Below are 21643 nucleotides of genomic sequence, written 5' to 3'. Positions count from 1 at the left end.
CGACGGCTGTCCAACGTGGTTTACCGGATCATGAAACGAGACCAACGGACCCGCCTCGCCCATGACGCTTGACGCACAGAGGCGCTATTGGGACACGCCCTGCGGCTCGGTACCGGCAGGTGCTGTCCCGCAACGACAGTCGACACGCCTGTGACTGGACACTTCGGTCATATATCTCATGAGTCAGACCCCCGTCCGGGACGGCACAACCGTCCCATCGAACCCGGCACAACCGCGCGACTCGATCACTGCCGGATGGCTTCTTCCGAACCGGTACTCAACCTGGCGTGGACGGGCCGACAAATGGGTCGACTCTTCGTCAACTCGTGACCGGCATCGACGAACAGCCGTGTGGCCCGCCGTACCGGCTGTCCTTCGTCGACGATCGCCGGAGCGGCCCGACGAACGCTCGACAGGGCGGACCCCCGCAAGCGCGGCGAAGGACGCCTCGCTGCCCAGGCGTTCCGGTTTGTCCCCCACCGTGTTGATGGCCTCAGGCGGCGATCGTGGTCGGACGGGCGGCGCGATCCTGCGGCTGTGTCCGTACGTCGTCGACCGCGGCGGTCTCGCACGGGCGAGCCGCGTCCAGCAGGGCGTTGAAGCCGAGAGGCCAGGAGGGTGGAGTCGACGCGGGCGGCGGCGTCGAGTGCCTGCTGGGCTGCGGCGGAGCCTCGCTCGACCTGGCCCTAGTCAACAGCGCGGCGGCCAGGGGACGCGGTTCATCGCCTACAGGGCGGCAAGCGCCCGGCGCTGGGAAGCGAACCGCGGACCGTACGGCGGGAGCAACCACACCACGACGACGAGTCCGGTCCCGACCGCGATCCACCCGGCTATCACCAGGCCGCCGTGCACGTCGGGAGCGAGATCAGCCGTGATCATCAGCCCGATGACCAGGAGGCAGCCCCGGATGCCGGGCGCGACGCCCACCGTCCGCCACAGCCCGACGGCGAACGCCGCGCCCGCCAGCAGCAGCAGGAACAACCAGGTGGTGCCGTGCACCAGCGCCCCCAGCACCGCCATGGCGCTGAAGGCCGCAACCGTCCCGACCGCGTTCACCACCGGGTGCCGCAGCGGGCTCAGCAGCGTACCGATGCCGCAGATGAACGCACCGACGCTGGCCATGGCCCCGGCCAGCGGGTCGTTCAGCAGCAGCCCCCACTCCATGTGGTTCAAGGTGGGCGGCACCAGCCTGTCCGCCCCGATCTGGGGTGCGATCATCGCCTCGGCCGACCAGCTCCGGGCCACCGCCGGCAAGCCGCACCTGGCTTCCGACGGTCCGGACGGCGACACGGCGCACACCGATGTCTACGCGCTCGGCAGCAGCTACCTGCGAGACATCACCGCCGGCTCCAACGGCCGATGCGGCGCGGAGTGCACAGCCGGCCCCGGCTACGACACCGTCACCGGCCTCGGCTCCCCCACCGCGGGCGTCGACGGGGCCCTGGCAGCCATGAAGTAGCCATCCGGTGTGAGCACGCAGGGTCCCGGCGTCCTTCTGGACGCCGGGACCCTGAGCTGTCTGTCGTCGAGGCTCTCAGCCGAGGTCGTGCAGGGGGCGCTGGGTGACCTTACGAGCGGCTGCTGTCACGCCTTGGACCTGACCAACACCGGCCCGCTCACCTTGCTGGGTCGAGTAGCCGAGGGGAATCTCACCCCTCGGCTCTCCCAGAACGGAGCGTGACAATCTCTCGTCACTCCGCTCTTGTCATCCTGATCACCAGGCCAATGCGGCGAGCGTTGTATCCGGCCAGTGCGCGAACATCCGCGGATACAGTTGGGCGATCTCCTGGAACTTCGCGTTGGCCCTCCGCAACGGCGCCAGCCGTCGATACTTCCTGCGGATCCAGCGCACCAAGTAGGCGTTGATGCGCTGAAGGAACGGGATCAACATCCAACGGCCGTAGCGGCCGTAGTAGTTGAGCCACCCCGCAACGACGGGATTGATCCGCCGCGCGAGATCTGTGAGGGTCGAACCAGTGCGGTGTTGCAGCCGCCAGGAGCGAAGCTCGTTCTGGCGACAGGCGCTGTGCCAGTGGCGGACCTGTTCAACCAGCAGGTTCCGGCACCGCCTGGCGGACGAAGCCAAGCTGGCATCGTCGCCAACAACGACCGCACCGTGCACCCCGACCTGGAGCGGTCCGCCGCCGAGCGCATGGGCGCCAATATCCGTCCCGCGGACAGCGGCCACTTTCCCATGCTCTCGCATCCTGACTTCGTCCTCGATGTGACCCGTGAGGCCGCAGAGTCCCTCGACGCCTAGAGGATGCCCCGCAGGCGGTCGACAGCCACCGGGTTGGTCAGGTCAGCGCCCGGACCGGCGAGATCGCCGTGGGGGGACAGCGCGGCCAACGCCTCGTCATTCACGCCCCTACCCGCGCGTGGCCGGGGCGCGCCATGTGCTACGCGGATCGTTACGGACGAGCAGGCGGGTGCGATCGCAAATCAGGCACTCCCAGATCGTCGCAGGAACCCAGACTGCGTGAGGCGCCGACTGCATCGTCCGCGCCAGCGCAGCCGATCTCACGGCGCAGCCGCACCGGAGCGATCCGGTGCGGCTGCGCCGTCTCAGGGCTCCGCGTAGAGTCCCGGCAGGAAGTGCCCCGGCGGGGCCTCGCCGTATCACTCGTCTATCACCCAACAATCACCGACTGGGCGGCCCCTCACGGACCAGAACGCTCTGACCTGGAGTTTCATGCCCGCGCTGGACTGGCGTAGACGCCCCTGGACGGTCTCTACAACCTGTGCCAGGTGGTACCCAGTGAGGGACCCAGGATCAGGACCGGAGCGTCTTCTGGCCCGTCAAAGCGGTATTGCAGGGTGTTCGGGGGTGTCTCACTCACGCCCCAGACCCTCTCACGTCTCACGACTGCCCCTATAACGCAGGTTGCGGCTGCACAGGTCTGACCAGGTGAAAGACCTCCCGGGCCGCGTAGCGCTTGAGGCTCTCGACGCGGCTGACCCCGCACAGCGCCGCGAAGGACGCCTCACTCCCCAGGCGTTCCGGGTTGTCCCCGATCGTGATCAGCAAAGTGACGGCTGTGTCCGGACCGATGCCCACCACCTCGAGCAGCTGGGGAGCGTGGCGTTCCACCAGCCGGGTCAGGCGGCCTTCCAGCTCCCGGACCTCTTCGCTGAGCTGCCTGATGCGCCGGGCCAGGAGACCCAGGGTGACGTGGAGCACCGCCTTCTCGTCGGTCTCGTGGTTCAGGCTGTCGTCGACGAGCCCGGCGCAGGTGCGGATGAGCTCTGCGTTGCCCAGCCCTGCCAGTTCCTCCCTCAGCTGCGGATCGGCACGGATGAGGACGGCCTTGAGCTGGTTGATCGCCTGAGTGCGGGCCTTGACCGCGGAGTCCTTGGCCAGCTTGTACATCCGGGCGATCTCCACCGGCCCATCACCCGCCTTGGCCTGGGCGCGCGCCCGCCCGCACAGCACCGCCCGAGCCGCGTTCTCGGCATCGAGCGGGTCCGACTTGCCGCGCCGCCGGCGGTCGGCCCGGTCGAACCGGTTCACATCGAAAACGTCCACACCCTGGGCCAGCAGGTAGCAGGACAGCGCCGCCCCGAACGAACCGGTGCCTTCCACTCCGGCCCGCCGCACCGTACCCGACGCCCTGGCCCACCCCAGCAGATCTCGGTATCCAGCCGCGGTGGCCGGGAACTCCGCGGTGCCGATCGCTTCCCCCACTGGGGAAAGCACAGCGACCGCATGGGCATCCCGGTGTGTGTCCACTCCCAGGATCACCTCCCCCGCCGGCCGACGCCGACGAGGACGCGAAGCGGAGGACGTGCCGGTCATGCTCGTTGCCTTTCAGGCCGACGACTTGTCCCGTAGCCGGCACCGGGCCGTGCGGACGGTCAGAATCGTGATGACGCCTGTCCGGCAAGCCCCTATCGAGACACGTCCATCAGCCCGAGACCAACAGTGCGCTGTCCTCTGGCCGGCGGTCGACACAGTGTGATCAGGACACCTCGGTCAGAGATCTCAGGAGTCAGACCCCGCCGTAGGACAGAACCCATCTACTGTTCTCCGTCTATCCGGCTCGCAGTTAGGTCAGCTCGCTCGTTCGGACGAATTGAGTCGAAGCGCCGGTCGCCTACCAACGGAACTGGCACCATGCCGCCGTCGTACGTCGCTTCGAGTCGAAGGCGGACCATTGGAACGGCAGGTCAATGAACGGCAGCTCTCCGTGCTGCAGTGGGTGGAAGACGGGTGTCCTGCCGGCGTATGGGAGACCAGCTCCTACAAGACCACCTGTCAGGCACTGCACAATAGGGGCCTGGTCACGGTCTCCCGGAAGGCCGGCCAGTGGAGCGTCGCCCTGACGAGCGCCGGTCAGCACTACCTGGCGCACGGCACGTATCCTCCCAGCGGATCACACCCGCGGAAGACTCAGGCCGCCACTCCACGCCCCCGGTCCCCCCGAGGGCAGGCAACTCAGGCCGCCCTGCGGAAGCCAAGCCCTCCCTCACAGCCTCGTGTGACGCTCACGGAGCAGCTGTTACAGGAGCTCGCGGAGGCCGGCGGCAGGATCGTCAAGAGCGGCAGCGGTCCCGGCTTGGAGAAGTGGCCGTCCCGCGTCGCCGCCGCACGCAGGTCCGGAAGGGTTCCGGAGACGAAGGAGCTGTACGGAAACTGGTGCCGCGACGGGTACGAGATCAAGCTCGTCGACATCCCCGTCTGGCGCCTTGCCGTCCTCGACCCCGTCCCCGTGCCCTCGCGGCTCACTCGGCCGCACACCGTGGTACGGGCCATGCAGAACGAACGCCAGCCGCTGGGCCTGACCAAGCCCGTCCAAGGACGCGCTCTCCGGCTCATCCAGGCACTGATCACCGCTGCCGAGGCCGAAGGGCACACCTGCTCGGCCGGGCGGACCGGCTTTGCACCCCCACCTCATCGCCGCCGCAGGGCACATCCCCACTTCACCATCACCGCACAGGGCCAGACAGTGGGGTTTGTCGTCCTCCAGGAACAAGACCGGGCCGAGCACATCGCCACCGAGAAGGAGCTCGCCGACGCGAAGAAGCACTCGTGGGTCAGAATTCCCCGCTTCGACTACACCCCGGCCGAACGCCTCCGCTTCATCATCAGCGGCGGCCAGCCACACCGAGCGAGCGAATGGGCCGACACACCCGGCCGTCCCCTTGAAGAGCAGCTCGCCGAGATCGCACAGGAGGTCACGCTTCGCGGCGAAGCCGCCGAACGCAGACGCCAGGACGAGGCCGAAGCAGCACGCCAGAAGCGCATCCGCTGGGAAGCCGCCATGGAACAAGCCCGCATCCGGTACGCGGAGGCGTACCGCGTCAGGCACCTAGAAGCTCAGGAAGCGGCATGGCGCCACGCCACCCGACTGACCCAATACGTGAGCACCGTACGCAAGCGAGTCGAGGCCATGCCTCCGGGCCAGGCCAGAACCGACGCCGAGGAATGGATCAGCTGGGCAGCGGCCACCGTTGAGCGCCTTGACCCATTGAACACACCGCCCCGGCTGCCCGACATTGCCAAGCCACAAGCCGACGAGCTGAAACCCTTCCTCGGGCACTGGAGCCCTTACGGTCCCACCTACTGAACGCCCGCACCGCACAATTGTGCGCCCACAACCGCAGTTCAGGAGCTCATCGCACCCGGTGCAATCGCGGCACACCGACCTGGTGGGTCATCGGAAAGTTGTCGACCTGAGCGGTCTTCGGAAAACCCGAGGTCAGATCCCATTTCCTGGCCCATCGTCATGCATGTGGGTGCCCAGGGAGTCAAACGGGCCTCACGACCGACAGTCCGCCCTTTCAACCCGGTCGCTCCAGCCTTCGCCAACACCGTGCTCGACGCGACCGGCGTCCTCCTCGGTCAACTCCCGCTCAGTCGCGACCGGGTGTGGCTGGTCGTGCCAGACGCGGGCCTGACGGATCGGCAGGTGGGCGACTCGTGGTGGAACGCTCCCTGTCAGCCGACCTGCTGCACCTGGATCGCGTCGCTCACCCGAATCGTCCCGGCTGCAAGGACGTCCAGGTCGACACCGAGCACGATGCCGGGATCCGCCGGGCAGTCGTGGACGGTCGAAGTACGCGTCAACTGGCCCGAAGACCGACCGCCAGCGTCAGCTCAAGGACCCGGTGTGGCGATGCGAGATCCGGAAACAGCTCCCGCAGCTGCGACATCCGGTACCGGACTGTCTGGGGATGGACGAACAACGCCGCCGCCACCTCGTCCCGCCTGCCCTGGTGCAGCAGCCACGCCCGCAACGTCTCCTCCAGCCGCCGCGCGGTCGTGCCAGGCAAGTTCCTGAGCGGTGCGAGGGCTCTGGCACGCAGGTCTGCGAACGCGTCCGCGTCGGCGCTCAGCACCAGCTCGGGCAGGTGGTCCTCGGTGTCGCGGATGTCGGAGGAGAGGGAGCGCGCGCGTGCGGCGCGTGCGTACGAGGCGGACGCACGAGTCCATGGCCGGGCCGGGCCGACCACGGCGGTGCGGTCGGTCAGCTGCCGCAAGAGATGTGATCGGTCGGCATCGGGGACGAGCAGCACACCGGTGGCGTCCGGCAGATCGTCGAGGACGAGGGTGCTCGGGTCGAGCGCGCGGTAGGCAGGCCGGGCCTGGGCGGCCGGCAGCAGGACCGCCGTCAGCGTAACCGGAGGCTGCCATCCGGCCCGTTGAGCAGAGGCCAGCAGCACGTCCGGGCTGGCACCGGCGAGGAGGTCGCGGGCCAGGTGTTCCAGGTGGCGCTCGTGGGCCCTGCCCCGGGCGGCCAGTTCGTCGGCGTGGCCCGCGGCGCTCGCGGCGGAGAGCTCGTCGATGTAGGCGAAGGTCAGCTCGGCGAACTTGGCGACCTCGGCGGCGGGCAGACCTGCGGACACGGCCCCCGCTGCCAGGCACCGCCAGGCCACGCGGGCGCCGACGCGGTAGGCGCTGAGCAGGGCGTCCATCGAACGGCCGTCGCGCACCTCGCCGCGGCCCAGCTCGTAGGCCGCGTCACCGCCGTCGCCGCCCGTGGCGTTCCCGCTCGCGAGGTCCAGGTAGTGCCCGAGGGCGGTGCGAACGGCTCGGCGGATGGTGCCGCCCATGCTGCCCGCAAGAGCGTTGGCGTAGGGAGGGACCTCGTCGATGATCGCTTGGACCACCTCGTCGGCAGTGGTCTTCAGCGCGGCCCGAAGTGCGGTGACCGTCGTCTCATCCAGGGCCAGTTCGCTGGCCCTCTGGGTTACACGACTCACGTTTTTATTCCCTGCGAACAATTCCACCCACCAGATTCACGTCCTACGGTCAGGACTTTACGCCCTGAGACGCAGCAAGCTGGAGTCATGACGAGTGCAGCCCTTCGCAGCAGGGCGTGGAAACTACTGGAGATGGTCACGACGCCGCTGCTTCCGTCGGACTACCTCGACCTGGTCAGCCCACTGCGTGCCGGCGCTGACCTGCGGGGACGCATCGAGGCCGTGCACCCCGAGACGGATGACGCCGCGACCATCGTGATCAGGCCGGGACGGGGCTGGCGCGGCCACACAGCCGGTCAGTACGTGCGGATCGGGGTCGACGTCGACGGGGTGCGCCTGTGGCGTGCCTACTCCATCACCTCGCCGACGAACCGCCAGGACGGCCGCGTCACGATCACCGTGAAGGCGATCCCGGACGGCAAGGTCAGCAACCACCTGGTCCGCAGGGCGAAACCGGGCACGCTGATCCAGCTCGACCAGGCGACCGGTGACTTCGTGCTGCCGCAGGCCAAGCCCGCCAAGGTGCTCTACCTGACGGCCGGCAGCGGCATCACACCCGTGATGGGCATGCTGCGCGACACCGAGTTCGACGACGTCGTCATGGTCCACTGCGCGCCACGGCCGCAAGACGTGATCTTCCGCAACGAACTGCACGACCTGGTCGCGGACAAGAAGCTGCGGCTCACCGAGGTGCACACCGACACAGACGGCATGCTCGACATCGCCCGTCTCGACGAACTCGTGCCCGACTGGGCCGAGCGCGAGACCTGGGCTTGTGGGCCCGCGGGCCTGCTCGACGCCGCCGAAGAGCACTGGACCGAGCACGGCGTACAACAGCGCCTGCACACCGAACGCTTCCGCCCCGGCATCGTCGTCGCCGGCGACGGATGCGGCGGCGGCGCGGTCACGTTCAGCGCCACCGGCAAGACCGTCGACGCGGACGGCGCCACACCGTTGCTGGACGTGGGCGAGGAGGCCGGCGTGCTCATGCCCTCCGGATGCCGCATGGGCATCTGCTTCGGCTGCGTCACGCCGCTCAAGGCGGGCGCCGTCCGCGACCTGCGCACCGGCGAGATCACCGAGGCCGAGCCGGGCGTCCTCATCCAGACCTGTGTGTCCGCCGCGGCGGGCCCTTGCGACATCGAACGGTAGGAGCGCCTTGACCGCCATCGACCCCACCGCCCACCTGACGGCGGAGCAGATCGAGGAGCTCGGCCGCGAGCTGGACGCGATCCGCGACGAGGTGATCGCCGGACGCGGCGAGAAAGACGCCGCCTACATCCGTAGGGTCATCTCGGCGCAGCGCAAGCTCGAGCTGGTCAGCAGGGGCGTGCTGCTGTTCTCGATCTTCCCGCCGGCGTGGCTGCTCGGCACCGCCGGGCTGTCCGTGGCGAAGATCATGGACAACATGGAGATCGGCCACAACATCCTGCACGGCCAGTGGGACTGGATGCGGGACCCGAAGATCCACTCCACGACCTGGGAGTGGGATCACGTCTCGCCGGCCGACCAGTGGAAGCACTCGCACAACGAGCTGCACCACACCTACACCAACGTGATCGGCAAGGACAACGACCTCGGCTACGGCATCATGCGCGTCGACGAGGACCAGAAGTGGCACCCGTTCCACCTCGGCCAGCCGCTGTGGAACTTCATCAACGCCTGCTTCTTCGAGTACGGCATCGCAGCGTACGACCTGGAGCTCGGCAACAACCTGGACAAGCGCCGCCGCAAGAATCCGGAGTTCCGCGCGCGGGCCAAGGCCGTGGGTCGCAAGATCCGCAAGCAGGTACTCAAGGACTACGTCATCCACCCGCTGCTGTCAGGCCCGTCGTTCCTCACCACGCTCGCCGCCACGTTCACCGCGAACCTGGTCCGCAACCTCTGGTCCCACTCGGTGATCATGTGCGGGCACTTCCCCGAGGGCGTGCAGGTCTTCGAGCGCCGGTCGATCAACGGCGAGACGCGGGGCCAGTGGTACCTGCGCCAGATGATGGGCTCGGCGAACATCAGCGGCAGCAAGGCCATGCACTTCATGACGGGTAACCTGTCGCACCAGATCGAGCACCACCTGTTCCCGGACCTGCCCAGCAACCGGTACGCCGAGGTCGCGGTGAAGGTGCGCGCGCTGTTCGAGAAGTACGAGCTGGAGTACGTCACCGGACCGCTGCCCAAGCAGGTGTTCTCCGCGTGGCGCAAGGTCTTCCGGCTCTCGCTGCCGAACAAGAAGCCCGAGGTCAAGACGCCGGACCGTGAGCAGGAGCTCGTCGCCGCCTGATGGTTACAAGCGCCTGGCTCACGAACCCGAGGTCAGGCGCCCTTGTCCGCAGGTCTCTCCTCCTTTGGCCGGTACACCGGGCTGTCCGCGTTTCCGATGCCCGTGGCCGTCATGTTGCTGCTCGGGCGGCAGGTCAGCTGCTGGAGGTGCTGCGGGACACCCGGCGCAGCGCTCGCCACCGGGCCGCCCGGGCCGACCCGGTGGGCCGGTGATGAGGCTGGACATCAGGACCGACTCGTCGCCGGGTTTCACCTCGTGCACATCGGCGACCGCCCCCGGACGCCTGCCCGGGTGTGGCCCGGCTCTCGGCTGCCACGTTGTGCAGCACGAAGTAGGCCGGCCCCGCGGAGGAGTCCGAGCGGATCTCGCCGGCGCGGATCATCTGGATGACCGCGGCGCGGATGGCGTCGTACACCGAGTCGGCGACGGCGTACTGCGGGGCGGTGATCATGTCGGCCTTCACCGTCCAGTGCTCACCCAGAGACTCGACGGCGACGAAGACGGCGTCCTGCTCCTTGGCCTGCCGGTACGCCGCTTCGAAGGCCGCCATGCCCGTCGCGTCGGGAATGAGGTCGGCGGGGCAGGGAGCCGGCAGCGGCTGCATGAGAACCATCGTGCGAGGCGCGCGGGACGGCACACGTCGACACGGCAGGCGTGTGCCTCACTGGGCCTGGCGGGCCGCCGATGGGCAACCGGCGCGCTGGCAGGGCTCCGGCCCGGGACTGGTGGAACCGTTTTTGACGGAGAAGGACCCCAGCGTGGTGATCGCCGGGGTCCTTGCCCTGTGGGAGTCAGGGGCGCTCGTTTCAGGGGCCAATGGCGGGGTCGGTCGGTGGCGGGCCGGGAGCGTCGTCCGTGTCTTCGCGCCAGCGCCCGGTCAGGCTGAGGTCTTCGACTGCGGCTCGGGGCCTTGTGTGCGCATTTGCTCGTTGATGCGCTGCGCTTCTTCGAGTTGGTCTTCGAGGACGATGATGCGGCAGGCAGCTTCGATGGGGGTGCCCTGGTCGACGAGTTCGCGGGCACGGGCGGCGATGCGCAGCTGGTAGCGGGAGTAGCGGCGGTGGCCGCCTTCGGAGCGCAAAGGTGTGATCAGGCGGTGTTCGCCGAGGGCGCGCAGGAAGGCGGGGGTGGTGCCGAGCATGTCGGCGGCCCGGCCCATGGTGTAGGCGGGGTAGTCGTCGTCATCGAGAGGGGTGACGGCGCGGGAACTGCCAGGGGGCATAGACCTCTTCTTCCGGGGGACGCGTCGAGGGGCCCGAGCGCCGTACTGGCACCCGGGCCCCGAGCTTTCAACACCATCTGCCGGCGAACTGCGCCGGCCTTCTATGTCCGCAGGGTCCGCCGGGGAGGGCGGGACTGCGGGGATCGCGGATGCGTGACCGGGGACCACCTTCCAATCCGGGGCCTGCGGTACCCGGGCGGACTGCTTCCTCGCCCGGGCGATCCTGATGGCGTCTCGCTCCTTACCTTCGGTTACTCGGTGATACTGCTGGATACCGCGGGTACTGCTCACGACCCTCTTGGGCCGTGTCCTGCTTGACCTGCCGGCACGGCAGTTCGTGTCTGCCGTGCCCACTTCGACTTCCTGGGTACGACAAAGACAGTAACCCTGCGACGGGCCAATGTCTACTGTCGTCACGACAGGTTTTCTCCATGGTTAGTGTCTGGAGTTCTTCCGCAGACACACTCGGAAGAATGCTGTCCCGGGTCGCTTCCTGGCTCGGCGACCACTTGTCCCGTGAGTGATCCACAGGGTTCAGGTGCGCGCGGAGGCTGGCCTGCATCCATGCCGTCGGCCAGCACGATGGCGGCCCTGACTCGCTTGCCCACCGGCTCGCGGCGCACCTCGAAGCTCTGGCACACGGCCATGATGATCTCCAGGCCGTGCTGCCCGACCCGGCCCGGGTCTGCGGAGCAAGCTGCGGGCAGTGTCGGGTCGGTGTCCCAGACGCTGATCTGGACGGTGCCTTCGCTGACCTCCAGGTCCACCAGGCAGTGGCCTGGCGCGTACTTGTAGGCGTTGGTGGCCAGCTCGCTGACGGCCAGCTGCACGGTGCCCATCGCGCGGTCGACGACCGGGATGCCGTGTACTGCCTGTACGTCGGTCAGGAAGCGGGCCGCGCTGCGGGCCTCGGCGATCGGTTCGCTGCCCTCGAAGGCGAGGGCCGGCAGTATCGGGCGGCGGGCCAGCGGCTGGTCCTCGTTTTCGTGCACCACTGGGCCCACACCGCCACCCCCGTCCTGAGCAACCCGGTTAAGACGCACGAATACCCCCGAAACGACATGGCACGCATCCGCACGACCGGCCCCCCGCCCGGCGTGACTCTCCTGTGGCGGCCACCGCAGGCCCAGTTGGTGGCGAGACCGACCTCGACGGACGCTGTCACGGGCAGGCTCTTAGCATGATCGGATGGAAGGCAGTTTCACCCGGTTGCCCACCTGGTCGAGTGGGCGGCCGACCTGCTCGAGCCGGTCAAGCCGAAGCTGCGTGGCTGGCTCCACGCCGCAATGGTCCCTGCCTCGGTGAGCGCCGGCATCGTCCTCGTCTGCCTGGCTCGGACCCAGCAGGCGGCCCTGGCCTGCACCGTGTACTCCGTCACCGCCTGCCTGCTGTTCGGGACGAGCGCCGTCTACCACCTGGGAACCTGGGGGCCGTTGGGCGAGGCCGCCCTGCGTCGCCTCGATCACGCCAACATCTTCCTGATCACCGCCGGGACCTGCACCCCTCTGGCCGTGCTCCTTCTCCCTCCTGACCGGCGAAACCTGCTGCTGTGGATCGTATGGACGGGCGCGCTGACCGGTATCGCCTTCCGCGTGCTGTGGGTCAACGCTTCCCGCTGGCTGTACACCCCCTGCTACCTGGCCCTGGGGTGGGCACCGGTGCGTTACCTGCCTGACTTCCTGCACACCGGCGGTGTGGCCGTGGTCACCCTGACAGTGACCGGCGGTCTCCTCTACAGCGCGGGCGCGGTGGTCTACGCCGTCCAACGCCCCGACCCCTCGCCCCGCTGGTTCGGCTTCCACGAGGTGTTCCACGCCTTGACCGTGGCGGCCTTCACCGCGCACTACTTCGCCGTCTCCCTCGCCGTCTACTGACGGGGAAGCCGTTCGCGGACACGAGGATCATCTCTGCGCGCCGCAGCCCAGCCACGCGCGGGTGTGACAGCCCGCCGATACTGGCGGGCCTGCTCACCTCAGGCTGCGGCCGATGGACTGGACGATCCGCCGGTGCGGCGATATTCGGCGTTGATGCGCTGGGCTTCTTCGAGTTGGTCTTCGAGGATGATGATCCGGCATGCGGCCTCGATCGGGGTGCCCTGGCCGACGAGCTCACGCGCGCGGGCCGCGATGCGCAGTTGGTAGCGGGAGTAGCGGCGGTGTCCGCCCTCGGAGCGCAGTGGCGTGATCAGTCGCGCTGCGCCGATGGCGCGGAGAAAGCCGGGAGTGGTACCGAGCAACTCGGCGGCCCGGCCCATCGTGTAGGCGGGGTAGTCGTCGTCGAGACGGCTCAGCGACTCGTCTGCTGTCATCTCACCTCTCTGTGGGCGTTCATCGAAGACCTGCGGCAGCCGAACGGCAGCAGACCAATGCCTCGAAGCACGCCCCTGGCTCGCAGCCGCCGCACATGCGCACCCCCGGCCTGTAGTGCGCACCAGGGGAGCCGTATGCGCCCGTCTCGCCCGGTTGCGCCGTCGTCCAAGCCGCCCGGGCGGGCCGGTGCATAGAATCCGACTCCATGCCGAAGCCTGACGAGCTGCTCGTTGCGATAGCTGCCCTTGTGGAGTCCGGGCAGAGCAATCAGATGTCCCTGACCGTGGTCACCAGTGGTGCTGTCATCACCGGTCGGCTGGCTCCGGAAGCCATGTGGAGGCAGAGGGTGTCTGAGGTGCTGACGGACTCCGCCGACCTGGGCGAGTTCTCCGCCGTCTTCGACACCCCCGCGAGGAAGGACGGACCGCCCACGCATCTGCATTTCCACGTCGCCCGGATCCTGCAGGGTACGGTGGGGATCCCGGAGACAGGCGGGATGTACCGCGTCGCGATCGAGGACGTCAGTGCCTGGACCGTGGGCGACTTCAGCTACTCCGACCACTGACTCACCGACCCACGGCACACAGTGAGGCCCCACGGGCACGCTTCCGTTCTAGTGGTCGTCGCAACACCCCAGTTCAAGGGGGGCGATGGACTTCGAGATCCGGAAAGATCTGCGGCCTCAGGGGCCCAGGAGGTTGGACACTGAGCGGGAGGAACACCTTCGGCTCGTGGGTCTTGGAATGGGGAACACGGAAGCCTGCCGGATCATCGGCATCAACCGCCGCACCGGCAAGCGTCGGCTCTATGGCCGGCAGGCATCCGCGAGGTACAGGGCAGCCCGCCCATCGTGGACACGGGGCTGCACTGGCAAGCACCCGAACCCCCGGCTCGCCCTGAGGAACCCGTCGGCCCGTCGCGCTACCTCACCGACGCCGACCGCATCCACATCGCGGACCGGCTCCGGGAGACGGCGTCCGTCCGGGCCATCGCGGCCGAGCTTGGCTGCAGTCCCTCCAGCGTAAGCCGGGAGATCCGCCGCAACCGCACGCTCATGCCCAACGGCGGCTGGTCCTACCGTCCGTACGCCGCCCAGCGCCGCGCGGACGCCCGCGAACCGCGCCCCGAGCCCGGCAAGATCGGCCAGAACCCCAGGCTGCGGGACTTCCTCCAGGACCACGTGACCCGACAGTGGAGCCCGGAGCAGACCTGCCACGCTCTACGGGCACGCTTCCCCGACCAGCCGGAGATGCACGTGGTCCACGAGACGATCTACCAGGCGCTTTACGACCAAGGCCGCAGGGAACTGAGGCGCGAGCTGACCCGGGCCCTGCGGACCGGAGGCTCCGATACGCCGCCCGCACCGGCACTCGACGGCCCGCCGATCGCGGTTCGTGCACCCCATGGTCATGATCAGCGAACGGCCCGCCGAGGCCGCCGACCGGGCTGTCCCCGGCCACTGGGAAGGCGACCTGATCGTCGGCAAGAACAACGGCTCCGCCATCGGCACCGTGGTCGAACGCAGTCCACCCGCCAGCACCCGCTACCTGATGCTCGTGCACCTCCCACGCGACCACGGCGCCGCCGCTGTCCGCAACGCGCTCACCGAGACCGTCCAGACCTTCCCGCCTCACCTGATGCGGTCCCTGACCTGGGACCAGGGCATCGAGATGGCCTCCCACCGCGCCTTCACCATCACCCCGGACATCCAGGTCTACGTCTGCGCCCCGGCCAGCCCCTGGCAGCGCCGCTCGAACGAGAACACCAACGGCCTGCTGCGGCAGTACTTCCCAAGGGCACCGACCTGTCCCGCCACACCCGCGAGGACCTGGACGCTGCCGCCACCGAACTCAACAGCCGCCTACGCAAAACGCTCGACTGGGAGACCCCAGCCGAGCGTCTGTCCAAACTGCTCGCGGCTTGATCAACTCACCGCCTGGAATTCGCCCACGCCGGTGGGGCCTCACGGTTCGGTTCGGCTCACACCTGTCCGTACGTCAGGCGGACAGGGGGAGCGCCGAGCATTGCGGAAGCCGGCCCGTACGGGTCGGCCAGGGGCGCAGTTGCGGCGGTAGGGCGGGTGCGGCAGGTGAAGCCGAGTTGGGTCATGGCCCTGATGACTTCGCCGGTGCTGAAATCACGCCGGTCCTGGCGGGTGATGACCTGGCCGACCTGCTTGGCGGGGTAGTGGCGTCGTCCGATGATGACGAACTCACCGGTGACCAGCTCAGGTGTGACGCCCTTCATCGATTCCACCACGCCGCTCTTGGTCAGGTCGAACGGGAAGCGGGCGATGACACAGCGCATGATGCCTCCAGGAAGAAGAGAAGACGGCCCCGGATAGGGGTGACGGCGGTTCAGCGAGAGAGGGCGAGGACGCCCAGAGCGTTGCCGTGTCCGTCGCCCGCGGGCGGGGCCCCGAGCCGGCCGCAGCGCATCGCACGCTCGGCTTCGGCCCTCGTGGCCAGCGGCGACGTGAAGGGCCCGATGACGTCGGCGATGTCACGCAGGCGGATCCGGTCCGTGTATCCGGAGCCGTCACGAATGGCCCTGAGCCGGTCCCGGGTGACCAGGCCGGTGCACATACCGTCCTCGTCGCAGACGACCAGCTGACCTGTACGGGCGGCGGCCATCACGGACAGTGCCACCTCCACGGTCATGTCCTCCCAGACCTGCGGTCCGGCCGCGTCCGCGGGATCGGCCGCCGTCTGCACGGCGTTGGTACGTGTTGACTGCGTCTGGTCCAGCGTCAAAGGGTGCCTCCTGCGAAGTTGGGCGGGCTTCCTGACACGAAGGTTCTATGCCGCCGCACCGGCGGTGGACTGCCGTACGGGCGCGCGGCGGGCCGCCGAGACGGGGCGGCGTCGGCCGCGTGAGGTGGCGCCGCGCTTCTTGGGGCGTTCGACCACCGGTGCGGTGATGACGACTGGGATGCCGGAGGGGGCCTGGGCGCCGGTGATGCGGTGCAGGGCCTCTTCGCCGACGCGGACCTGGGTGGTCTGCGGGACGATGCCGGCCGCTGCCATGAGGCGGGTCATGCCGCGGCGCTGGTTGGGGGTGACCAGGGTGACGACGCTGCCGGACTCTCCTGCGCGGGCGGTGCGGCCGCCGCGGTGGAGGTAGTCCTTGTGGTCGGTCGGCGGGTCGACGTTGACGACGAGGTCGAGGTTGTCGACGTGGATGCCGCGCGCCGCGACGTTGGTCGCTACCAGCACATTGACGTGTCCGGTCTTGAACTGTGCCAGCGTGCGGGTGCGCTGCGGCTGTGACTTCCCGCCGTGCAGGGCGGCGGCCCGTACCCCGCTGTTCAGGAGATGTTCAGTGAGGCCGTCGACGGCGTGCTTGGTGTCGAGGAACATGATCACGCGGCCGTCGCGTGCGGCGATCTGGGTGGTTGCCGTGTGCTTGTCGGCGCCGTGAATGTGGAGCACGTGGTGCTCCATCGTCGTGACCGCGCCGGCCGAGGGGTCGACGGAGTGCACGACGGGGTCGCTGAGGTAGCGGCGCACGAGCAGGTCGACGTTGCGGTCGAGAGTGGCGGAGAACAGCATGCGCTGCCCTTCGGGGCGGACCTGGTCGAGGAGGGCGGTGACCTGCGGCATGAAGCCCATGTCGGCCATCTGGTCGGCCTCGTCGAGGACGGTGATGGAAACCTGGTTCAGTCGGCAGTCGCCACGGTCGATGAGGTCTTTGAGGCGTCCCGGCGTGGCGACGATGATCTCGGCGCCGGCGCGCAGCGCGCTCGCCTGTCGGCCGATCGGCATTCCGCCCACCACCGTGGCCAGCCGCAGCCTCACGGAGCGGGCGTACGGGGCGAGCGCGTCGGTGACCTGCTGCGCCAGTTCACGCGTGGGTACGAGGATCAGCCCCAGCGGCTGCCTGGCCTCGGCGCGCTGCCCGGCCGTACGGGCCAGCAGCGCCAGCCCGAAGGCGAGGGTCTTGCCGGAGCCGGTGCGGCCACGGCCCAGTACGTCCCGGCCGGCGAGGGAATTCGGCAGGGTCGCGGCCTGGATCGGGAAGGGTACGGTCACGCCTTGCGAGCTGAGCGCGCCCAGCAGCGCCCCGGGCATGTCGAGATCGGCGAAGCCCTCCACTGCGGGGAGCGCGGGAGTGATCGTCTTGGGCAGCGCGAACTCCCCCTGGACCGCGGCCGGCCGGCGGCCGTAACCACCGGAACGGCTCGGCCCGCCGGAGCGGCTCCTGGCCGACGAACCGAATCGGCTGCCGCCCCTGCCGGAGTCGGTACTGCCGTTACGGGTGCGGGTGAAGCGGTCGTTCGTGCGTGTGCGGTTCATGCGGAACCTTCCTCGATGCGGCACATATCAAGGAATTCCCGCAGCGATCAGCAGCACAGAGAATTACAAGAATGGACCGGTGGAATGCGACAGCGAATCTGACCGACGGAAAATCCGTGCGGGCACAGGCGCTGGAATGAGTGGCGGGAAGCCGACGCAATGTTCGGGCGTCCGCCGCTATGAAGTTATGAAGGGTGCGTACACCCCTGAAGGATGCTTCGTATGCGCTGAGCCTACGGGTTTCCTGGTTGTCGTCCGCAGGTGAAACCACTGCGGAAAATGCGAGTAGCTGGGACCCGCACCCCGAAGGACGCGGGCCCCAGCTACAATTACGCGACAGTCAGCGTCAGGCGAGAACGATGTTCTCGGCCGTCGGGCCCTTCTGGCCCTGCGCGATGTCGAAGGTCACCTTCTGGCCCTCGATCAGCTCACGGAAGCCCTGGGCGGCAATGTTCGAGTAGTGGGCGAACACATCAGCGCCGCCACCGTCCTGCTCGATGAAGCCGAAGCCCTTTTCCGCGTTGAACCACTTGACAGTACCAGAAGCCATGTCATTTCTCCTTTGGGGCAGTGCATCGGGATCCGCACTGCACGGACCCCGTGTCGCCGCGATGATCACCCCGCCGGGAAAAAGACCGGATAACAAAAGTGCTTCCAGTGGCACAGGCGCCGCCCGGAGGGCACTTGAAGTTTTGGGAACCACAACTGCAACTGAGATCGACAGTAGCACGCCGAAGCGGCCTGTGTACGGTGAAGAATCCCACCCCACTTAATGCAGTAGAGAATCTGTCTGCCTATCCCGTTGAAACCTCAGCTCGCGGGCACAGATTTTGACCCAGCCGGAGCGCAACGTTTCGGGAAGTTTTGGGGGCGCGCCCAGCGTAAGGGCTACTCCCCCAAGGGATGGTGCGGGCGGGCGTGGAGATCAGGGTGGTTCCGGCAAGCGTCACGGCCCGTCTCCGGCGCACGCACCGAGCCTCAGGCCCGGACGGCGAGGAACTGACGACAGCCTCAGTCGTTTTTCACAGCGGTACGGGGGCACGCAAGGCGCGCAACATCGGCCGCGTACCCTCGGACAAGGCAGTGCCCTCATCCCGGAATTCCAGTTCGGCGGCGCCACCGACCCGAACCAACCGCATCTGGGCCATTCCCCCAGGCGAGTCCGCCGGCTACGCCCCGCCCGCAACGCGCGCACGGGCATGCGCACGTCGCGGGCCACTGCACGGGACGCGCGAGTGGATAGCGCGACTGCCGGTGAAGCGGTTAGATCGCGGGACTCATCGACTCAGCCGCTGCTCTTGCGCCTGAACGACCGCTGGCTCGCAGCCGGGCCGTGCGCCGAACGCACCTTCGAAGCATCGGACTTGGCGGCAACATCAGCGGCGTCCGCCTGCGCACCGCGCTTGCGCGCCAGGGCTTCGCGGAACTTGCGCTTGAGGTCGTAGTTGCCGTCGCTGTCCGGCTCCAGAGGGGACGTCTCGGGGGCAGCCGGCTCCGAACCTTCCGTAGACACGGGCTCTGCGGTCATGGTGACCTCCTGGGTTCGGGGGGGGTGGGCTAGCACAGCTTGTCATGCCGGGCGCAGTGCGAGGCGCCGGCAACATCATCCTGCTCCGTTTCGGCGGGCATCCCTGTCGCGGTCAAAGGCGTTGACTTCGTAGGTGAGGCGCACAGGGCGGCTTCGGGCCGGCCCGAGGGTTGTCGATCCCGTGGCCAGGCTGCCAGGGCAACGGCTCTCAGCCGTTGCGACGCACGAGGGCGGCCCTGCGGGCCTCGGCGAGCTTGCGGGCCTCGCCAGCCTTTCGGGACTTGCCGCCGGCGCCGCGGGAGGTGCCCTTGCTGGTGCCGAGGCCGCGGAAGGGAGCGTTGGTGTTCTCGGGTCGGGGGACGGCTGACTCGCCGTCGAGCGGGATCCCGGAGGGAGTCTTGGCGCCGGTGATCCGGCTCAGCTCCGCCCCGCCCGAGCGCACCTTGGTAACGGTCGGCTCGATGCCGGCCCGGCCATCATGCGGCTCGTCTCACGGCGCCGGCCCGCCAGCACGAGCGTGACCACGCTGCCGGACTCACCGGCGCGGGCGGTGCGGCCCGCCGGGTGCACATCTTCCTCTCGCAGCTTCCACGACCATGAACAGCCTGCGGACGAGAAGCCCGCCCGCCCCTCGGCGGGGGCAGGCATTGCCTCAGACAACTCCCGGAGCGTTCGACTTTGCAGGGGCGAAGGCTATGACTGTTGGTCGCCAAGGGCCCCGGGCGGACTTGCCGAGCACTCGACGCGAGGGCGCAGGGAGGAGAACCCGGGGGCAGCGGTGCCGACGCCGGAGCTGCAGCACACCCGCCCGGAAGCCCCCGCCGACCGCGCCTGTAGGAGCTTGCCGTCGAGCGCAGCTCTCACCGGCACTCTCACACGTCTGTCACCAACTACGTCGACTCCCCCGGACCGCGGCGCCTGACCTGCTGTTACGCGCCCGCCCTGGACTGACGTGGACGCCCGAAGACGGTCTCTACAACCTGTGCCATGTAGTACCGCACGCCCTTCCGCGAGCCGGCATGGTGGCCGCACGCATAGCCAACGCTCGAACTATGTTGCCCCACCACATGTGTCCCTGAGCTGCCTCTTCCTACGGTGTGCCGACACGTACCCGTCCCCACCGCACACGAGGAAGTGGCGCACATGGCCTCCGGAACCACCGCTCCCCCACCCCCCGCCAGCCTCCCCAGAATCGTCGCCGCCAGTCTCATCGGCACCACCATCGAGTGGTACGACAACTCATTCGATCGGGGCTAGGACCTGCGGCTTTCTGCAATTCTGGCCACGGAAGTCAGCACAGAACCAGCACCGGAAGTCGACGGTGATGACTAACGCCCCTCAAAGCGAGTCCAGCAGCTGCCTACAACACGGCATCCAAAGCTGCAGATACTCACTCTCCGTGTTGACAGCAGTCAACAAACAGGTCATGGGGCAGCGTCGAGTGTCTGATCGGACACAGGCGCAGACGTCACGGGCTAGGTGAGATGGTGACCGACCTGCATCCGCTGCCGCCCCACCACGCAAGTTGCCGGTGCTGAGCTGCAAAAGCGCCTCAGCCGGACAGGCCCGCCACAAACAACGCCAGCGGCTGAGCTGGCGTCACAGGTGCACGACGACGAGGCCGCGGACAAGACGAGCGCCTGATCATACGGTCCGCGCACGAATGCCTGCGATGGGCCGCAGCCAGGTAGGCCACGGGTAGCAGGACCTGCGCGGCAGGCGCCGCTCGTTCCTGACCCTGCGATGGGGCCGCGGCCGGGCATGCCACGGACAGGCGATGCAGGAGAACCAGCGCCGGCTGGGCTGGGCGCTGCGATGGAGCCGCGGCCCAGCGGGCCGGGACAGACGGAAGCCAGGAAGAGACGTGCGTCCTCCCGTCGGACTTGTGATCGGGCCGCAGCCAAGCTGGCCACGGACAGGCGCAAGCTTGACGACGATCGGACCAGCAACGACGTGTCTGCGATGGGGCCGTGGAGCGCAGGCCACGGACAGACGACGTGGGCACCGCGCTGGCGACCTTCGGCGACAGCCTGCGATGGGACCCGCGGCCGGAAAGGCGGCGGACAGTTCGTGAGCTGCGTGTCGTCTTCCGTGATGACGGTGCTGTGACGGGGCCGCGGCCAGGCAAGCCGCGGACAGACAATGCTGCGCCGCATGAACCAGGAGTGCGGCGGCATGCGATGGGGCCGCGGCCGAGCAGGCCGGGTACAGAGGAGGGTGACCCCTCCATCGAGCGTCTCAAGGCCCTGCGATGGGGCCACGGCCAGGCAGGCCGCGGACAGGGCGTGCGATCCGACCGGAACACATCGCTACATCTACCTGCGATGGGGCCGCGGCCGAGCAAGCCTCGAACAGTGGTGTGGGTCGATGCGGCCGGGGAGGCGTTCCCCGCCCTGCGATGGGGCCACGGCCTGGCAAGCCGCGGATAGGGCTATCCAGTTTGGGAAGTCCGCAGGATTGTCGTACCTGTGATGGGGCCGCGGCCGTGCGAACCACGGACAGGCCGCCGGCCATCGCCAAGTTGGTGGAGGACAAAACTCTGCGATGAGGCCGCAGCCAGGCAAGCCACGGACAGCCTGTCCCGTCCACGAGAACAGCTCGGACTCGGCGTTCCTGCGATGGGGCCGCGGCCGGCTAGGCCGCGGACAAGTCGTAGTCGATGCCACCTGCGGTGGAGTACTGGTGCCTGCGATGGGGCCGTGGCCGGGCAAGCCTCGAACAGTCCGACGCAATCGTCCTCCAGTGGCTGCTCGACGAACTGAGATGGGGCCGAGGCAGCATGGGCCCCGGACAGGGTAGGTCTCGGAC

General features: G+C 68.4%; 21 protein-coding genes and 2 pseudogenes. 7 read left to right on the top strand and 16 right to left on the bottom strand.

Annotated features, from left to right (window positions below; all coding sequences use genetic code 11):
* Positions 1-183: 183 nt before the first annotated feature.
* Together ABT171_RS39260 and ABT171_RS39255 are read right to left on the bottom strand one after the other, a co-directional pair.
* Positions 184-480: a transposase gene (locus ABT171_RS39260; protein ID WP_351251397.1), complete on the bottom strand. Its 297-nt coding sequence runs from the start codon at positions 478-480 to the stop codon at positions 184-186.
* Between the two features lie 246 nt (positions 481-726).
* Complete coding sequence (locus ABT171_RS39255; RefSeq protein WP_351251395.1) at positions 727-1164, bottom strand: hypothetical protein; 438 nt, start codon at positions 1162-1164, stop codon at positions 727-729.
* Between ABT171_RS39255 and ABT171_RS39250 the strand changes: the two genes are divergently transcribed.
* On the top strand, positions 1163-1459 hold the full coding sequence (locus tag ABT171_RS39250; protein WP_351251393.1) for a S8/S53 family peptidase: 297 nt from the start codon (positions 1163-1165) through the stop codon (positions 1457-1459). The two genes, ABT171_RS39255 and ABT171_RS39250, sit on opposite strands and share 2 nt — an antisense overlap.
* Before the next feature lie 255 nt (positions 1460-1714).
* Here ABT171_RS39250 and ABT171_RS39245 read toward each other — a convergent pair whose 3' ends face one another.
* A complete protein-coding gene (locus ABT171_RS39245) occupies positions 1715-2188 on the bottom strand; it encodes a group II intron maturase-specific domain-containing protein (protein ID WP_351251391.1) in 474 nt (157 codons plus the stop codon).
* A gap of 684 nt (positions 2189-2872) precedes the next feature.
* The gene (locus tag ABT171_RS39240) at positions 2873-3796 is read right to left on the bottom strand and encodes an IS110 family transposase (protein WP_351251389.1); all 924 of its coding nucleotides are present in this window, start codon (positions 3794-3796) and stop codon (positions 2873-2875) included.
* Between the two features lie 682 nt (positions 3797-4478).
* On the opposite strand from ABT171_RS39240, the gene ABT171_RS39235 reads away from it, so the two are divergent.
* On the top strand, positions 4479-5567 hold the full coding sequence (locus tag ABT171_RS39235) for a hypothetical protein (protein WP_351251387.1): 1089 nt from the start codon (positions 4479-4481) through the stop codon (positions 5565-5567).
* Between the two features lie 371 nt (positions 5568-5938).
* Here the strand turns inward: ABT171_RS39235 and ABT171_RS39230 are convergent, their stop codons facing one another.
* Both ABT171_RS39230 and ABT171_RS39225 read right to left on the bottom strand, forming a co-directional pair.
* A complete protein-coding gene (locus ABT171_RS39230) occupies positions 5939-6067 on the bottom strand; it encodes a hypothetical protein (RefSeq protein ID WP_351251385.1) in 129 nt (42 codons plus the stop codon).
* A complete protein-coding gene (locus ABT171_RS39225) occupies positions 6064-7203 on the bottom strand; it encodes a PucR-like N-terminal domain-containing protein (protein WP_351251383.1) in 1140 nt (379 codons plus the stop codon). The genes ABT171_RS39230 and ABT171_RS39225 overlap by 4 nt, the downstream gene beginning before the upstream one ends.
* Positions 7204-7290: 87 nt before the next feature.
* On the opposite strand from ABT171_RS39225, the gene ABT171_RS39220 reads away from it, so the two are divergent.
* Together ABT171_RS39220 and ABT171_RS39215 are read left to right on the top strand one after the other, a co-directional pair.
* A complete protein-coding gene (locus ABT171_RS39220; protein WP_351251381.1) occupies positions 7291-8355 on the top strand; it encodes a ferredoxin reductase in 1065 nt (354 codons plus the stop codon).
* 7 nt (positions 8356-8362) lie between these two features.
* Entirely contained in the window at positions 8363-9481 is a 1119-nt protein-coding gene (locus tag ABT171_RS39215) for a fatty acid desaturase family protein (protein WP_351251379.1), read from the top strand.
* A 133-nt stretch (positions 9482-9614) separates the two neighbouring features.
* Here ABT171_RS39215 and ABT171_RS39210 read toward each other — a convergent pair whose 3' ends face one another.
* From ABT171_RS39210 to ABT171_RS39200, 3 genes are all read right to left on the bottom strand, one after another.
* Positions 9615-10085: a hypothetical protein gene (locus tag ABT171_RS39210; RefSeq protein ID WP_351251377.1), complete on the bottom strand. Its 471-nt coding sequence runs from the start codon at positions 10083-10085 to the stop codon at positions 9615-9617.
* Between the two features lie 273 nt (positions 10086-10358).
* On the bottom strand, positions 10359-10703 hold the full coding sequence (locus tag ABT171_RS39205) for a MerR family transcriptional regulator (RefSeq protein WP_030176886.1): 345 nt from the start codon (positions 10701-10703) through the stop codon (positions 10359-10361).
* Between the two features lie 413 nt (positions 10704-11116).
* Positions 11117-11707 (bottom strand): ATP-binding protein, encoded by a 591-nt coding sequence (locus tag ABT171_RS39200; protein WP_503078603.1) that lies wholly within the window; start codon positions 11705-11707, stop codon positions 11117-11119.
* A 213-nt stretch (positions 11708-11920) separates the two neighbouring features.
* Between ABT171_RS39200 and trhA the strand changes: the two genes are divergently transcribed.
* Positions 11921-12577, top strand: coding sequence for a PAQR family membrane homeostasis protein TrhA (gene trhA, locus ABT171_RS39195; RefSeq protein ID WP_351251401.1), 657 nt, complete (start codon positions 11921-11923; stop codon positions 12575-12577).
* A gap of 98 nt (positions 12578-12675) precedes the next feature.
* Here trhA and ABT171_RS39190 read toward each other — a convergent pair whose 3' ends face one another.
* The gene (locus ABT171_RS39190; RefSeq protein WP_351251374.1) at positions 12676-13011 is read right to left on the bottom strand and encodes a MerR family transcriptional regulator; all 336 of its coding nucleotides are present in this window, start codon (positions 13009-13011) and stop codon (positions 12676-12678) included.
* A gap of 206 nt (positions 13012-13217) precedes the next feature.
* Here ABT171_RS39190 and ABT171_RS39185 point away from each other — a divergent pair, with 206 nt between their 5' ends.
* Together ABT171_RS39185 and ABT171_RS39180 are read left to right on the top strand one after the other, a co-directional pair.
* Entirely contained in the window at positions 13218-13577 is a 360-nt protein-coding gene (locus ABT171_RS39185) for a hypothetical protein (RefSeq protein WP_351251373.1), read from the top strand.
* 85 nt (positions 13578-13662) lie between these two features.
* Positions 13663-14936: pseudogene (locus ABT171_RS39180) on the top strand (IS30 family transposase).
* Positions 14937-14992: 56 nt separating this feature from the next.
* On the opposite strand, the gene ABT171_RS39175 reads toward ABT171_RS39180, so the two are convergent.
* The 6 genes and pseudogenes from ABT171_RS39175 to ABT171_RS39150 form a co-directional block, all read right to left on the bottom strand.
* Positions 14993-15319 carry an SCO5918 family protein gene (locus ABT171_RS39175; protein WP_351251371.1) on the bottom strand — a complete coding sequence of 109 codons (327 nt, stop codon included), beginning with the start codon at positions 15317-15319 and terminating at the stop codon, positions 14993-14995.
* A 50-nt stretch (positions 15320-15369) separates the two neighbouring features.
* Positions 15370-15765, bottom strand: coding sequence for a CBS domain-containing protein (locus ABT171_RS39170; RefSeq protein WP_351251369.1), 396 nt, complete (start codon positions 15763-15765; stop codon positions 15370-15372).
* A 45-nt stretch (positions 15766-15810) separates the two neighbouring features.
* A complete protein-coding gene (locus ABT171_RS39165; protein ID WP_351251367.1) occupies positions 15811-17307 on the bottom strand; it encodes a DEAD/DEAH box helicase in 1497 nt (498 codons plus the stop codon).
* 346 nt (positions 17308-17653) lie between these two features.
* On the bottom strand, positions 17654-17857 hold the full coding sequence (locus tag ABT171_RS39160) for a cold-shock protein (protein ID WP_043505040.1): 204 nt from the start codon (positions 17855-17857) through the stop codon (positions 17654-17656).
* A 735-nt stretch (positions 17858-18592) separates the two neighbouring features.
* Positions 18593-18835, bottom strand: coding sequence for a DUF5302 domain-containing protein (locus ABT171_RS39155; RefSeq protein WP_351251365.1), 243 nt, complete (start codon positions 18833-18835; stop codon positions 18593-18595).
* 208 nt (positions 18836-19043) lie between these two features.
* Positions 19044-19405, bottom strand: a pseudogene (locus ABT171_RS39150) (DEAD/DEAH box helicase); the annotation flags it as partial.
* Positions 19406-21643 lie beyond the last annotated feature (2238 nt).

It is taken from the genome of Streptomyces sp. NPDC001851, from assembly GCF_040297165.1.
Classification (GTDB): Bacteria; Actinomycetota; Actinomycetes; order Streptomycetales; family Streptomycetaceae; genus Streptomyces.
Note: the sequence above shows the minus strand (reverse complement) of the source record. Positions and strands in the feature narration are given on the sequence as shown.

Bases quoted from the DNA above. Each gene is read 5' to 3' on its own strand.
- ABT171_RS39250 (WP_351251393.1), top strand. From the start codon at position 1,163: ATGTGGTTCAAGGTGGGCGGCACCAGCCTGTCCGCCCCGATCTGGGGT.
- ABT171_RS39255 (WP_351251395.1), bottom strand. From the start codon at position 1,164: ATGGAGTGGGGGCTGCTGCTGAACGACCCGCTGGCCGGGGCCATGGCC.
- ABT171_RS39240 (WP_351251389.1), bottom strand. From the start codon at position 3,796: ATGACCGGCACGTCCTCCGCTTCGCGTCCTCGTCGGCGTCGGCCGGCG.
- ABT171_RS39220 (WP_351251381.1), top strand. From the start codon at position 7,291: ATGACGAGTGCAGCCCTTCGCAGCAGGGCGTGGAAACTACTGGAGATG.
- ABT171_RS39210 (WP_351251377.1), bottom strand. From the start codon at position 10,085: ATGCAGCCGCTGCCGGCTCCCTGCCCCGCCGACCTCATTCCCGACGCG.
- ABT171_RS39205 (WP_030176886.1), bottom strand. From the start codon at position 10,703: ATGCCCCCTGGCAGTTCCCGCGCCGTCACCCCTCTCGATGACGACGAC.
- ABT171_RS39190 (WP_351251374.1), bottom strand. From the start codon at position 13,011: ATGACAGCAGACGAGTCGCTGAGCCGTCTCGACGACGACTACCCCGCC.
- ABT171_RS39185 (WP_351251373.1), top strand. From the start codon at position 13,218: ATGCCGAAGCCTGACGAGCTGCTCGTTGCGATAGCTGCCCTTGTGGAG.
- ABT171_RS39175 (WP_351251371.1), bottom strand. From the start codon at position 15,319: ATGCGCTGTGTCATCGCCCGCTTCCCGTTCGACCTGACCAAGAGCGGC.
- ABT171_RS39165 (WP_351251367.1), bottom strand. From the start codon at position 17,307: ATGAACCGCACACGCACGAACGACCGCTTCACCCGCACCCGTAACGGC.
- ABT171_RS39160 (WP_043505040.1), bottom strand. From the start codon at position 17,857: ATGGCTTCTGGTACTGTCAAGTGGTTCAACGCGGAAAAGGGCTTCGGC.
- ABT171_RS39155 (WP_351251365.1), bottom strand. From the start codon at position 18,835: ATGACCGCAGAGCCCGTGTCTACGGAAGGTTCGGAGCCGGCTGCCCCC.